Below are 15,546 nucleotides of genomic sequence, written 5' to 3'. Positions count from 1 at the left end.
TGCTTTTATTGTTACTATAATATATAATAGGAATAGATAGATTTATCATTTAACTTGAGTCAATAATTTATTCGTGTGCATTGCTTCATTGCATGTCATCTAGTAATTTTTTATATAACTTGACATTCTGTGTTTTACCGGTGGCATTGCAACTATTGATAAGGTCATTTAATCCGGATATAAGGTGGTTATCCTCGCATTCATCTTCTGCGCACATTTTTTTAATAGTTTTCAGGCCATATGAAAAGATTGGTGATAGAAGTGATACCACATCACTGTACCTTGCCAGTTCAAATAGTATATGTCCCATTTTTACCGGAATTATTACACTTCCTGGTTCTCTCTTAAATGCCTGTTCATAGGTGGCAATGGCGTCATCTGCTTTATTAAGCAAATATAAGTCATTTGCTTTTTTAAGAAATGCTGGAATAGCTGCATTTGAAGGCGATTTTGTTCCTTCATAGTAATTATCAACCAGTTTAATTGCCTTATCATAATTTTCAATGGCGTTACTATAGTTTTTCATATTGTCGTACATAATTCCCATATCATAATAGGCCGCAGCAAATCTACTGTCAAGTTCTATTGCTTCACCATAATATTTTAAGGCCTCTTCGTATTTTTCCATTGCTGCTAAAATGTTTCCCATTAAATCGAAATTATCCGGAACGTCTGATTCAAGATCCATTGCCCTCTCAGCATCCCGGATGGCATCTTCAAACTTATCCTGATCCAGATAAATTATTGATCTGTTGTAATAAGCTTCCCCAAAATTTGGCTCAATTTCTATAACTCTGTTATATTCTTCAAGCGCTTCAGGAAATTTTTCCATATACGAATAAGCCATGGCTTTTCCATAATGGAACTGGTATACACCTGGAAGTATTTTTATTGCTGTATTATACTGTTCTAGAGCAGGGCCATATTTTTTGTCGTCAAGAAGCAGATCTCCTTTAATAGAATGGTAATCGGGATTCCCTGGAGCCATATTTATTGCTGTATCAAGTGCCGTGTATGCCTCACTGTTATTGTTATCATTTATCAATGCGTATGCCTTTGCAATATAATACTCCGGCTTTTTAACTATGGATAAGGCCTTATCTATGTCTTCTATTGCCTTCTTGCTCTCGTCTGTATATATATAACACCACGACCGCTTTTCATAATACTCTGGATTGCCATTATCTAATTTAATGGCCCTGGTTAACGGAAGGATTGCTTTATCATATATTTCATCATTAAAAAGTTTCATTGCTTCGTTATAATATTTGTCAACCTGTTTATCAATACTTTTATCAGCCATAGGGATTATAGCCTTAAGTTATATAATAAAGTTCTATTCTTTACTGATATTGCCCATGGCTTTTTCCAATGCTGGCACATTTGTATAAATTATACCTGATATGTGCGTATAACTAAATTATGTTGTCTCGAGGTCAATTATTCATTGTTTTTATCTTTTCTGGAAGTTATATGAAAACTATCAATATACAAAACGTATGTTTATTAATACTATAGCTATGTTAATAAAAAGTGGTAAATATACCAAAAAGCACCAGTTATTTATTAAAAATGAATGCCATACATCTTGGCACCAATTATCTATGGATTTCATATGAATCTTATATACTGCCCATTGAATTATTGTCGTATAATAAAAGTAGTTTATTCCTGGGAATAATTGCATTTATAGGTACTGCCCTCGGTGTATTTATTGGTCTTTTTTTCGGGACATTGAGTGACAAGTATAATTTTGGGTGGGGTCGCCGTGGACCTTATATTATGGCTGGAGCAATATTCATAGTGCTATCAATGTTTCTTAATCAGCTTCTAACTATTACACTTGCGGGCGTTCTTCTCGGGTATATTATGATACAGATCTCTTCGAATGTAGCAGTAGGGGCATACCAGCCACTATACGCAGATATTCTGGGAGAAGATCAAAGAGGTAAGGGTAGTGGAATAGGGGGCATATTCAGACTTTTAGGCTCTATGATGGGATATGGCATCACAGGTTTCCTGATAGACACACCGTATAGGCAGTATGTAATTGTTTTAATAACGGTCGTAGTGGTGGTTACTGCCCTCCTGTCCACCAACACCATAAAGAAATCAGACCTGATAATTAAGCGGAAGAAGCCGGGGATAACAAAATTATTCATGGATATGTTCAATTTAAAAAATGGTTTAAAAAATTATATCTATGTAGTTGTTGGAAGCTTCATGGTATTTTCAGGTGTTATAGGGCTATCATTCTTTGAGCTGTATTTTTTTAAATACATATTGCATTACGCAAATCCGGCATATTATGTCTCAATAGCTGGCATTGTAGTACTTATTACATCTGCGTTTGCATCATTTGTTTTCGGTGTATTGTCAGATAAAATAGGCAGGAAAAAAATCCTTGTTTATATAACCGTTATCGGTGGAATCGCAATGATTCTCATACCTGAATTTGAGAAATTTGTCTATTTTCTTATATTAGGCTCCATAATAGGCATGTCATATGGAATATTTATGAGTGTTTCAGATGCTTTAGCCAGCGATATGGCCCCCGGTGAGGAAACTGGAAAATATATGGGTTACTATAATATGGCCACAGGTGGCGCATCCTCTGTGTCACCCCTCATATACGGATTAATCCTTTATTTTTCTTCATCCTATTCCCTGGGTTTCAGATATGTTTTTTATGCCGCAGGAGGATTTTTCTTTATAGGATTTGCTATGTTTTATAAGATACTGAAAGATTAATTTATAAGCTACCTGCTTATCCATTATAGTGAACGAACACTCATTGAAGTCTTTCAGGTATATTTTTGGGATGAATTCCGTATATCTTGGAAATAATTATTTATGGACTTCCTTTGAGTCATTATTCCTCCCATATGTAATAGAATTATTAGTTCCATCCAGGCTCCAGACGATATATCTTGGAATAATTGCTTTTGCGGGCATAATTATCGGAATTGCATTCAATTTTCTTTCCGGATCATTTTCAGATAAATTCCATTCAAGATATGGCCGTAGAAGACCTATGATTTTAATAGGTTCTATAATTGTTATATTTTCTTTATTGCTATTTATAATAATCAAAGAAACCATTGTTACAATTTTTATTATTTACATCCTGATTGAGATCGGGTCCAATATTGCTTATGGCTCCTACCAGCCGTTGATTAGAGATATAATCCCCGAATCGCAGAGAAGTACATCATCAGGAGTAGGTGGTTTTTTCACACTGATTGGTTCAGCTTTTGGATTCGGGTTATCGGGAGTTTTAATCGGAACCGGGCGAATAGAGCTTGCTACTGTATTAATACTTATAACGATAGCTGCAGGGTCTATAATCACAATATTTACAATAAAAAGGGAGGATTATATAAGCAACTCAGAAATTATACGCAGGAAGCTTTCCGGTGTTATTAAAAACTTTAAACAATCTACAAAATTTAAATGGATGGCAATAGCGAATTTTTTCATAACCACAGGGAGCTCTGGACTGGTATTCTTTGAATATTATTATTTTGAATATTCACTTGATTTGAAGGATACTGCAATCTATGTTGCAATAGCAGGGGTAACTATACTTTTAATTTCAGCGTTGTCTACTGTGGGCATTGGAATTCTGGCTGATAAAATAAATAAAGAAATATTTCTGTTAATATTTCCATTGATAAGTGGATTCAGCATATTATTTATCTCGTTCATACACGCATTTTACTTATTTTTAGTCCTTGGTTCATTAATAGGTATAGCATATGGAAATTATTTTACAATTACAAATTCATATATGAGTTTCATAGTTCCGCATGGAAGTGCAGGCAAATATTTATCCATATTCCTTGTTTCCACAGAGATAGGTGCAGCGTTTTCCCCATTGATATATGGTCTGGTCCTTTTTCTATTCCGGGGTATGGGATCTGCTGAGTATTCCCGGCTTTTTGAATTATCCTCTATTTTCTATTTTATAGGTTTTGCCCTGATACTGTTAAAGGTGGTCAACATACAAGGTACTGCGAATGGTCGGGCTTAGGGCGCAAAATTTTACCGTTTACCCTGAATATAAGGAAAATAATACTGTATCTCAGGATACCTGGTTGTAATATATAAGGATTTTTCTTTTATATAAAGAAAATTATTAAATAAGTTATAATATTGTTATTACAATGAATTATTTATATTATAACAACACCAAATCTTTTCTTGAAGAATACAATAAAGATTTTCCAGATGCCCTGGCAAACAAATATAGAGAACTATTTCATGTATCTCCCGGGTTATACCTGTATAATTCCTGGAAGGGTTCTATTGCATATCTATATAATCTGATCACAGCACTTAACAGCAAGGGCATTGTTCTTGAGTACATCATTCCTGCAGGAGGAGAGCGGGCAGATGCTATATTTGTCGGAAATACTGTATCTCCATCACTGATGATAATTGAAATGAAAGGCTGGAGAACCATGGAAATAGTCGATGATTATTCTGTAATTGCTGATAACAAAAAAGAAGTTAATCCTTCATATCAGGTGTTGAACTATTCTGGAAAAATAAAGTATAGTATAGAAGGGATAGAAAATTTTAACATTAATTCTATGGTCATTTTATACAACATATTAAATCACAACAAATCTATGGATGGAATATATTCTGGAAATGAACGGGAATTAATAATAAAGGAATTGAAGAAAAATTTAGACCCTGGATTCGATCCTCACAGCCTGACGACCTTTGTCAATGCAAGGTACAGGCAAAATATAAACTTATTTGAGGCTGTAAGGAAATACCATCTTGATATCAAAAATGGCGCAATGAAAGCCCTTGCATCTGAAGGTTATGGCCTTTACAGCGAGCAATTGGAGCCCTATCTTGAAATAATTAATAACCTGCTTACAGGAACGCCAGGAAATTATATAATCCACGGCGGACCCGGTTCCGGAAAATCATTGATTGCCCTCAACCTTCTTCTCAGGTCATCAGCAATGGGCAAACAATCTGTACTTTCTTACAGGAATAACAGGATGGTCGCATCGCTGCGTAAACTCCTTGATAGTATTAGCACGGGAATGTCCACCCTGATTAAATATTATTCAACCGGAAGGCCCGGCAATCCCGGTGTTGCTGAAGATAAATTTCCAGTACATTATGATATTGCTATATTCGACGAATCACAGAGAATGACCGTTAAAAATATTAAAAATGCAGGAAAAGTAGCAGATATATCGGTATTCTTCTATGACGATTCCCAGATACTTGGAACGCGCGAACAGGGAACACAATCAAATTTTTTAAAGTATCTTGAGAACCCGCATGAAATAACACTTAAAGGCTTATATAGAAATGGTAATGAGTACGGAGAATTTGTAAATAAACTGCTGAAAGGTGAATCCACAATTTATCCTGAACCGTATGACCTGCAATATTTTCCAGATATAAAATGCCTTATAAATACACTTAAAACAAAAATAGACCTTGGAAAAAAATCCGCTCTGGTTGCCTCATTCACTGAAGCAAAGGGAAACATACACGATATTAATTCACAGGATAATATCAGGATAGGGGATAGAATTCCATCCGGGCTTAATCTATACTCTGGAACCGGAATAGCGGTAAGGTGGCTTATGGACCCTAAAAAAGAGTATGCTCCTTTCTGGGTAGGTGGGGAATCAAATAAACTGGAGAAATGTGCTTCTGTTTATGGCGCACAGGGATTTGAAGCTGATTATACCGGTGTCATATGGGGAAGAGACCTTGTGAGGAGAGATAATAAATGGGTGCTTGGAGACAATTGCGAAGATTTTGAAATTAAAAAACTATTCTTTAAAGGAAAGAATGGAGATAAAACATCATATGACACTGCTATAGAGCTTCTTGTTAATCGATACAGAATTCTACTAACAAGGGGAATTTATGGAACGTATATATTCTGTGAAGACAGCGAAACTGGTGAATACCTTAAAAGACAATGCCATATGGAAATGGATTTGAATGATCGTAGTAATTCTATGGATGTACAATAATATAGTAAAATAACTGGATTTAAAACTACCGGTGAAATTGAACCTGAGGATATGCAGTATTTCTCTCTACTGGCAGTGCTTTCCTATGCTCAATAAATCTTTGCATTAGCAACTGCTCGATATCTGTAAAACGGAACAACAATATAGTCAGGCAGTGGGAAAAACGCCACTATGATAAACATCACGGTGTAACCAAGTCTATACACAGGTTCAAATATTCCAAAACTGATGTGCTTAAGGTCTATCTAACCGATGAAGTGTAAGTAACTATTTGCAATTCCTATTGTACTTAAAACTATGAATATCATAAGAAGGGTCAGAACATATATTTCATATTTTTTCTGGTTTTCTCTGATAAATATCAGTGAATTTTTTTAAGCCATGGTAATCTGTATCTCAATATTAATTACAAATATTCGCAGGTGGTATTTTGACAATTGGCGACTACACATGCCATGCAAACAATTTTCAGACATTTCTATCTTAATGCGTAATTTCTTTGTATATCTAAAAGTTTTTATTTTACTTATTTATTTCGTATTACTATATATTTTATAACTTAAAGGCATATTATACTCTAATATATATTTTTTATTCGGATAATATCTTATAATTAAAATAATTGACAGAAAATAAAGAAAAATATTTATCTATAAAGAACTGCTACTATGTATCATGTTACTGAATAGCATGATATTGTATTATACAACTATCCCCGATAGTACATCATGGCTTAACACAGGAAATAATGGATGGATGCTTACCGCTTCCACACTGGTTGGGCTTATGAGCATACCCGGTCTGGCAATATACTACGCAGGCTTGACAAAAAGGAAATATATGGTAAATGCCATGATGATGGCTTTATATGCCTTTGCCGCAGTACTTATAATATGGATTCTGGCTGGTTATAATTTTGGCTTTGGCACATCGAGTTTATTGAAAATAGATGGGTATTATATTTTTGGAATTCCATCACCTGCAGGTGCAGGGTCATTTATATCCGGCCAGGCAATAGTTGGGCCCTTAAAAGATGCATTAACGATACCAAATTCAACAGTTATGTTTTTTCAATTTGTATTTGCCGCTATTACACCTATCCTATTGCTGGGTGGAATTTTAGAAAGAATGAATTTCAAAGCGTGGATGATTTTTGTTCCAATCTGGTCGCTGATAGTTTATAGTCCTGTTGCATACTGGCTTTTCGCAGGTGGGTGGTTAAACCAGCTTGGGGCGGTAGATTTTTCCGGCGGTTATGTCATACACCTTGATGCTGGAATAGGGGCTTTAGCAGCAGCCTTTGTAATAGGCCCTAGATTGAAAGATGAAATGAAGATGAAGGCAAATAACCTGGGATTGGTAATGCTGGGCCTCGGATTAATATGGCTGGGCTGGGACGGATTCAACGGTGGCGATCCCTACGGAGCCACTATAGATGCTGGAATAGCAATAATAAATACGAATGTTGCAACAGCAGTAAGCATGATGACATGGATGTTCATGGATCTGAAGTTTTTCAAGAAACCCTCATTAATTGGTGCATCTGTTGGAGCTATAGCCGGTCTGGTTGGAATAACACCTGCTGCAGGTTATGTTAACATTTATGGTGCAATGGTAATAGGAATCGCTACAGGAATAATACCATGGATATTTCTATATAAAATAGAGCCTAAATTCAAGGTGGATGATAGCCTCGGCGTATTTTCATCTCATGCCGTTGCCGGGGTAGTTGGTGGATTATTAACCGGGGTACTTGCCGATCCGGTGGTAACACAGTATATTGACCCGGGATTGCGTGGTGCCCTGTATGGTAATTTTTATGAGCTCGGCATACAGGCATTTGCCGCAGTTATAGTTATATTATATGTATTCGCATTGACATACGGTTTATTAAGGTTGATCGGGGTGTTTATTCCATTGCGGGAGACCAATGCAAGGCTAAAAATAGGTGATATGGCTATTCACGGGGAAGCTGGGCTTGATATCACCGGTTATCCGCCCTCGCCGCCCATGCACGCAATTGAACATAATAACATTCATATGGAGGGCAATGAAAAAATAGATAAAGATTAATAAGTGTAATGCCCCCAAATCTATTATATTTTATTTCCAGTATAGACAGAAATCATATTTTGATAGCTTACAAGCGATACTCTATTGAACCCCCTCTTATTTTACATGTATAAATGAGACAGATGCCATTTTTTTAATCAATTTATATATTTACATCCTTCGCATTAAGGATTATGATTCCAAAAACGATGTCAACCCAACATCCTGACAATGCATTGATGCCGGAATGGAGTTCAAATAAAAATATAATTACAAATGAAGACGAAATCGAAGAAGCTTACATAGCGTATAAAAAATTAGGAATACAGGAGGTAATGTGGGATGCAGAAGGGAAAGATGTAGATACACATGTAATAAGGAAATTATTTGCAAAGGACCGCATTTTCTTTGAAAATAGCAAAATTGGGCAGGATATTTTCCTGACATACCGGGTTCCAAATCCATTAATTGAAGGGGCTGAAAGAAAAATTCTGAATGAGACTCTAAATAGCATCCCACTTAATTATGATGTTTCAAACAGGATATTCAATAATGGAATAGCTCCAATATTTGAGGTAATACTTCCCTTCACCACAGATTACAGGAGCATGCTGAATGTGGTCAAATTTTATGAAAAATGTGTGGTGGGAGCACAATCCATCAACCTTTATGACAATGTTTATTCAAGGGATGTTACAGGGGAAGTTCTTCCAGGCAAGATTAACCTGATTCCATTGATAGAAGATAAAGATTCAATATTTAATATTGAGCATATTGTTAAGGAATATCACAGGGTTATTTCTCCAGAATATATGAGAATCTTTATTGCAAGGTCAGATCCTGCAATGAATTACGGGATGATCCCTGCAACGTTGCTTGCAAAATATGCAGCGTCTAAAATGGGCCAAATAAGTGATGATACTGGAATGTCAGTATATCCCATAATCGGAGCCGGGTCTTCACCATTCAGGGGAAATCTTGGCCCTGCAAATATAAAAAGGGCACTTTCTGAATACGATCAATACTATACTTTCTCCATACAATCAGCTTTTAGATATGATTACAATGATCAGGAAGTTAAAGATTCAATTAAATTAATCAATAAACATACGCCACAGAAAGCTGAATTTATTGATATAGAAACTGAAAAAATAATAAAGGGAATTGTAGGCACATATTCTGAAAGATTTCAGAAAATTATAGAGGATATTGCACAGCCAATTAATGACATAACATTTTACCTTCCGAAGAGAAGGGAGCGGAAATTGCATATAGGGCTATTCGGATATTCCAGAAGTACAGGAAAAGCCAGTTTGCCACGTGCAATTTCCTTTGTTGGTGCACTTTATTCAATTGGAGTTCCCCCGGAGATACTTGGAATAGCTTCCTTATCGTCCCTACCGGAATCCAGTCAGGTGCTGTTAAAGAAATTATACCGTTATATGGAACAGGATATAAAAGCCAGTGCACAATACTTCAACTACGAATCACTTGACTATTTAAAAGAAATCTGGAAGGTTAGCGATAAAACTCTGGATATGATCAGGGAGGATATTAAATATGTTGAAGATAACATAGGCATTCCAACCGAAACATCATATAATGTGCAGAAACATAATTTATACACTAAATTACTGCTCATGGCGTTTAAAAATAGGAAATTTGAAGAAGTTAAATCATATATTTACGAGCTCAGCCTGTTAAGAAAATTCATAGGTTAATAACTTTTCATCTAAATATTGAAATGGCTATTAGGAATAATCGAAAATTAATAAATATCCAGGTACTTATTAATCTCCCAGTCCGTGACCTCTGACCTGAACTCATTCCATTCATTTTCTTTTATGCGCAGCAGATTATTGAATACAGATTCACCGAATATTTTCTTCATCAATTCACTGTTGCGGAATGATTCTATTGCCTGGCCAAGTGATCCTGGCATGGACTTTATCCCATTCTTCTGCCTTTCTGCCAGATCCATTTCAAATATATTTTTCTCCATTGCTTCAGGTGGATTTGTCTTATTTTCTATGCCATCAAGACCCATTCCAAGTATTGCAGCAAATTGCAGATACTGGTTTCCAGCAGCATCAGGGAACCTTAACTCCATTCTCTTGCCCTTAGGAGGTGCAGCAGGTATTCTCACAAGTGCACTCCTGTTCCTGTTTGCCCATGCAATATATACAGGAGCTTCATAGCCAGGTACCAGTCTTTTATAGGAATTTACAGTTGATGCAAGGACAAGTGATGCGTTGCTTACATTGTTAAGTATTCCACCAAGGTAATGCATTGCATAGTCGCTCAATCCATACTTATTGGACTCATTGTAGAAGAGGTTTTCATCACCTGAGAATATGCTCTGGTGCACATGCATTCCATTGCCATTTACACCCTTTACCGGCTTTGGCATAAATGTAGCATAATATCCATATTCATTGGCAGTTTCCTTTACAACGCTTTTTATCATAATTATTCTATCTGCCATTGTAACAGCATCTGAGTACTTCACATCTATTTCATGCTGGCTGTATGCTACCTCGTGGTGTGATGCCTCAGGATAGTAATGGAGACCTTCAAGCTTCCTTATTATCTCCTGCTTTACTGTGAATGCCTTATCAAGAGGTTCTTTGTCAAAATATCCCCCATAATCGCTTGGCTCTATTGTTGGCTCACCATTCTCATCCTGCTTGAAAAGGAAATATTCAAGTTCAGGACCCAGATAATAGGTTTTATTTTCCTTTGTTAGCTTCTCAACCTGTTTTTCCAGTATGTACCTTGGGTCTCCCTCAAACCTTGTGCCATCTGAATTGAATATCTTGCATACAAACCTTACAGTTTTCCCTGCATAGTTCTCATTGGTAAGTATAGTATAAGAAGAGAGTTCCGGTACTGCTTTCATATCAGAATCCTCTATCTGTTTGTATCCAACAATGGAACTCCCATCAAACATAACACCGTTGTAAATAACATCCTCAAACCTGTTATGTGGTATGGTCAATGATTTAACTGAGCCAGAAATATCTGTAAATTGCAGTTGCAAAAATTCAACTTCATCTTTCTTTAACTTTTCAATAAAGGACTCTTCATCCTGCATATCACCTAATGCAAACAGGTAATAAATACTTTTACGGGGATAATCCGGATAAATGATTTTGCTTAGAATCTGTATCTTACATTAAATTGATGGAAATGCAGCATCTATATAGAAAAGGGTACTGATCTATGTTTATGTTTCATGCAACTTATTTAAATATTAATAACAGAATATGAACAGAATGACAACATAGAAAGATAGTGTATTATGGAATTTAATACGATTACTGACGTTTCTATTATGGTTGAGATATAGTTGTTTATAGAATATAAATTGAAACAGTAGATAGAATTGAAATCAATATGTCATATATAGCCCTTAATGAAAAGGGACGCAATAAAAGAGGATATCATAATTCAATAATTTCCTGGCATTATTATTGTATACTTATCACCCAAAAATTCTGTACTATGTGTTTCCATTTCAGTATCAAATTCATTCACAATACTATTTAATTTTATTTTTTCCTGACTATTCAAATAACGGTATTCGTATTCAGGCAATTCGTGCCCTGAATAAAATTTTCTTACAAATTTTCTGGAATCGGATGGAAGAAACTTAATCATGTCTATAAAACTCATTCCCTTTAATTTATGATATTCTTTATCTGTGATCAATTCTGATTTCCTGAGTGCATTTAACATTCCATTTACAGCAGTTTCAGGAGGTTGAATGCCTATGTTCCTGCTGTTAACCTTTCCTCTTATAAATATAGTCCCTCCTATCATTCCGGATCCTATATACTTCCCGAAATTTCTGGCACTGTTGGAGAGAACCAGCAAAGTGCCACCTGACATATATTCACCAAGATAATCATCAAATTTTCCGTTAATTACAACTACAGTAGATTTGTCCACGTATTCCCGCATCTGGATACATGCCCTATTGCCAGCATTGCCGAGCACATAAACTTTCCCTCCATTTAATGCCTGGCACAAGATATCTCCTGCATCCCCGTAGATTTTTACCATTCCTCCCCCCATAGAATCACAGCAATCATCCGCAACATTACCATAAATTGTAGAAATATTGTTTTCGTTGAGATTCATAAAGCAATTCCCCAGTGTTCCATAAATAGTTATATCTTTCTCTGAATCAGGAAAATTTATTCCTACATACCTGTGCCCGGCTACATTATTTATTGTTATCGCCTGATCTCCTTTTAATATAGCCTGGTTAAGCCTGTTATATTCTATTGCCCCTGCATCAATCTGAAAAGAATCGGGGATCTTGATTTTATTCGTATTCTCAATGCCCACTCTCCCGGGACTTATAATGCCACGGTTAAAGGATGCTATAAAATAAGAGTCAGGCTCCAGTGTCCATATTCTTGCACCTGGGCTAATAAGCCTGATCTGGCTTTCTTCACTGGCTATAAAGAAATTGCCATCATCCTCGCCAAGTATTGCAGGCCTTAATTTTGTACGATCCGCAATACAAATCATATACAGGTCATTGCCATCATCATAGCCTATAACAAGTGTGTATGGGCCATCAAGGACAGCTCCTCTGTTTTTATATTTCATAACAGGGTCTTCAATTTTACCTGCCATGATTTTTACTGTGGTAATTAAATCATATTGCTTCAATAATTCCCTGAAAATATAAGCTATAACTTCGCTATCAGTTCCCACGAAACTATTAACACCTTTTGATTTCAGGAATTCCCTGTTGGCGCCAAATGAACTGATATCACCATTATGTACTATAGCTATGTTAAATGAAGAAAATGGATGTGACCAGTATGGCAGATATCCCGGTGAGTTTGTTGGCTGCCTTGTATGTGCGAGCCACATGTCAGCTTCCTTTGATTCTATAGAATACTCTTTTCCCACATCGTCCGGATAACCTATGCCCTTAAAAATATCCAGTGATGTGCCTGAACTGTAAATACGGCCTGTGCCTTCCTTCCATAAAACATCATTAACATTGTCTATGGAACTCATATCTCCAATAGAAACATCATAGCAATAGCTTTTTATGTTATTCCCATTCCGGACTTCCATTTTATTTATGCCAAAGCCATTCTGCTCCAGCAACGACCTTAATTGATGTTCATCTTCTTCATAAAACACGTTTATACTGTAATGGTTGTTTTGGTTAACATTGAAAGATGCATAGCCGGAACCTTTGTCGCTACCACGGTACCGGATTGAATTCAGGCATTTTACCGGAATGGATCCAGGTATTTTTTTCCTGTCATTTTTCCTCATTATTCCAAAAAGGCCACAGCTGGATGGTATATAATTCATCTGCTTCCACCCTCCTGTACATTTATGGCTTTGCCTATACTGCTATCAAGGTTCACAGACCTTAATAGCTCTTTATTACCGACAATTGAATATTGAAGATTTGATATCCCCATGGCCCCGGATAACAGTGCAAGTTCTTTCCTTATGCCCATTAAAAAATTCAATGCCTTTTCCTTTAGATTGGAATAATTATTTTCAAGCCCACTTTCGAATATCTTTGAAGATAATATAACAGAATCACACCCGAGGGCGAGGTACTTGATAATGTCACCAGAATTCCTGAATCTAGAGATTTCAAGGATTAAATCATAGTTTTCTCGTATTCCTTCTTTTCCCAGTATATCATTAATTTCTGTGATTTTAAGCTCTGTATACCTGTCCTCCTCCAGAATAAAGCCACCCGCATTGCGATCAAGGGTTTCTCCCGAGGCTATAAATGAATACCGGTGTTTTCCAGAATGTGTCCCATGAAAATTTATTTCGGGATTGTCCATCTCAGGATTATAATCTATTGTAACCGAACCTATAAACAATGAAGCCCATTCCAGTGCCTCCATTACATTTTTATCCGAACCATTGACATTTATTATTACAGGCATTGAAATAACCAGATCTCCTCCTGATAAATAAAAATCCAGGTTTATGTTTTCTCTGTAAGGATCTATGGAGGGCCTTGTAACCTGTGCTCCATCAAGCCTTAGCCAGTCTATTATTCTGGCAGGTTTATCAACCTCTGGAGGCGCGTTGCTTCCCATGCTGCTCATTACAGGTTCCCCCTTATTTATGAGGCTATTTAGATATTTTATGTCATATTCAAAATTTCCCTGTATAGGATCCAGGTCTACAGGATTTCCGTACCGTATTCCAAGCAATTCCATGGTTTCTCCGGAAAGATTTCTGGCTTCCAGCAAATCCCTATTGCCGGTAAGTTCTTTCATGCTGTTTATCCCCAGTTTTCCCATCATTTCAGCCATTTCACTTCTGAACCCATTTATGAAGTTCACAACACGGTTTACTGCAAAATCAATATCCAGGGATTTGCTGCTATCTGTCCTATTAGTCAATGCAACCGGGCAATAGCCTAAATTGCATTTCTTTACCATTATGCATCCCATTGCTATGAGAATAGATGTGCCAAGGCTAACAACGTCCGCACCCAGCGCGTAAAGTTTCATGGCATCTGTGGAATTTGACACTCTTCCTGCTGCTATAATGGTAAAATTTTTTCTGAGGTTTTCCTTTTTCAATATAGAATCAGCGGAAGCTACTGCAAGTTCCACAGGTATGCCCATATTGTCCCTGACTGCAACAGGGGCTGCTCCTGTTCCTGCCCCATGTCCATCGATTATAACTCCTGCAGCACCTGATCTTGCAATTCCCGTAACTATATACGGTATGTAATTGGTTGCTGCAACCTTTACAAATACAGGCTTATCAGATAATATTTTTAATGCTTCTATTCTCTGTGTCAGGTCTTCTATTGAATATATATCATGGTGTGGTGCCGGTGATATTGCATCCATATTCTCAGGTATTTTTCTTGCCAGCGATATATTATGCGTTACCTTGCTTCCAGGAAGGTGCCCTCCTATTCCGGGTTTCGCCCCCTGCCCTATTTTTATTACTATGGCTGCACCCTGGTTAAGGGAACTTGCGCTAACACCAAAACGTGCGGATGCCCACTGGACAAATATCCTTTTTGACCCGGAAACAGATCCGTACAATCCACCCTCTCCAGTACCTGCCATGGTTTCCGTGATTTCAGCCGTCTTTGCAATTGCAATATTCGGATTTCCGCTTAACGCACCGTATGACATATCTCCGAGGTATACCGGAACGGATAGTTTCATGCCGGCAAGCATAGTATCTGTTTGTATGTCCATGTTCGGAATAGCATGGGATTTATTTCCTCTAAAAATAATGTTATCAAGTATTCTCAGACTCTCATTATTTTCAACAAATATTTCTGAAGCCATTCCAGTGCCTGATAATTTTCTAATATGCCCTATTTTCTGATGAGACCAGAAATCAACTCTTTTTTGCACGGGCAATTCAATAAATTTTGATATAGTATTGTCCATATATACATGAATGATACTATCTATCTATAAGTATTTTATTATTATCA

General features: G+C 36.6%; 9 protein-coding genes. 5 read left to right on the top strand and 4 right to left on the bottom strand.

The window, feature by feature from the left end:
- Positions 1-85: 85 nt before the first annotated feature.
- Entirely contained in the window at positions 86-1,303 is a 1,218-nt protein-coding gene (locus FACI_RS00595) for a tetratricopeptide repeat protein (RefSeq protein WP_009886140.1), read from the bottom strand.
- Between the two features lie 230 nt (positions 1,304-1,533).
- Here FACI_RS00595 and FACI_RS00590 point away from each other — a divergent pair, with 230 nt between their 5' ends.
- The 5 genes from FACI_RS00590 to ppcA all read left to right on the top strand — a co-directional run bounded on the left by FACI_RS00590 (position 1,534) and on the right by ppcA (position 9,793).
- Positions 1,534-2,751 carry an MFS transporter gene (locus FACI_RS00590; RefSeq protein ID WP_009886139.1) on the top strand — a complete coding sequence of 406 codons (1,218 nt, stop codon included), beginning with the start codon at positions 1,534-1,536 and terminating at the stop codon, positions 2,749-2,751.
- Between the two features lie 28 nt (positions 2,752-2,779).
- On the top strand, positions 2,780-4,033 hold the full coding sequence (locus FACI_RS00585) for an MFS transporter (RefSeq protein ID WP_238553353.1): 1,254 nt from the start codon (positions 2,780-2,782) through the stop codon (positions 4,031-4,033).
- Positions 4,034-4,166: 133 nt separating this feature from the next.
- Entirely contained in the window at positions 4,167-6,020 is a 1,854-nt protein-coding gene (locus FACI_RS00580) for a DNA/RNA helicase domain-containing protein (protein WP_009886137.1), read from the top strand.
- Positions 6,021-6,695: 675 nt separating this feature from the next.
- Entirely contained in the window at positions 6,696-8,093 is a 1,398-nt protein-coding gene (locus FACI_RS00575) for an ammonium transporter (RefSeq protein WP_019841313.1), read from the top strand.
- Between the two features lie 173 nt (positions 8,094-8,266).
- Positions 8,267-9,793 (top strand): phosphoenolpyruvate carboxylase, encoded by a 1,527-nt coding sequence (ppcA, locus tag FACI_RS00570; protein WP_019841312.1) that lies wholly within the window; start codon positions 8,267-8,269, stop codon positions 9,791-9,793.
- Between the two features lie 47 nt (positions 9,794-9,840).
- Here ppcA and glnA read toward each other — a convergent pair whose 3' ends face one another.
- The 3 genes from glnA to FACI_RS00555 form a co-directional block, all read right to left on the bottom strand.
- Positions 9,841-11,166, bottom strand: coding sequence for a type I glutamate--ammonia ligase (gene glnA, locus FACI_RS00565; RefSeq protein WP_009886134.1), 1,326 nt, complete (start codon positions 11,164-11,166; stop codon positions 9,841-9,843).
- Between the two features lie 356 nt (positions 11,167-11,522).
- A complete protein-coding gene (locus FACI_RS00560; RefSeq protein ID WP_009886133.1) occupies positions 11,523-13,418 on the bottom strand; it encodes a class II glutamine amidotransferase in 1,896 nt (631 codons plus the stop codon).
- Positions 13,415-15,499, bottom strand: coding sequence for an FMN-binding glutamate synthase family protein (locus FACI_RS00555; RefSeq protein WP_009886132.1), 2,085 nt, complete (start codon positions 15,497-15,499; stop codon positions 13,415-13,417). The genes FACI_RS00560 and FACI_RS00555 overlap by 4 nt, the downstream gene beginning before the upstream one ends.
- Positions 15,500-15,546 lie beyond the last annotated feature (47 nt).

Origin of the sequence: Ferroplasma acidarmanus Fer1 (genome assembly GCF_000152265.2) — an archaeon.
GTDB lineage: Archaea > Thermoplasmatota > Thermoplasmata > Thermoplasmatales > Thermoplasmataceae > Ferroplasma > Ferroplasma acidiphilum.
The sequence above is the reverse complement of the archived record's forward strand: the minus strand, read 5'-3'. Positions and strand labels throughout refer to the sequence as shown.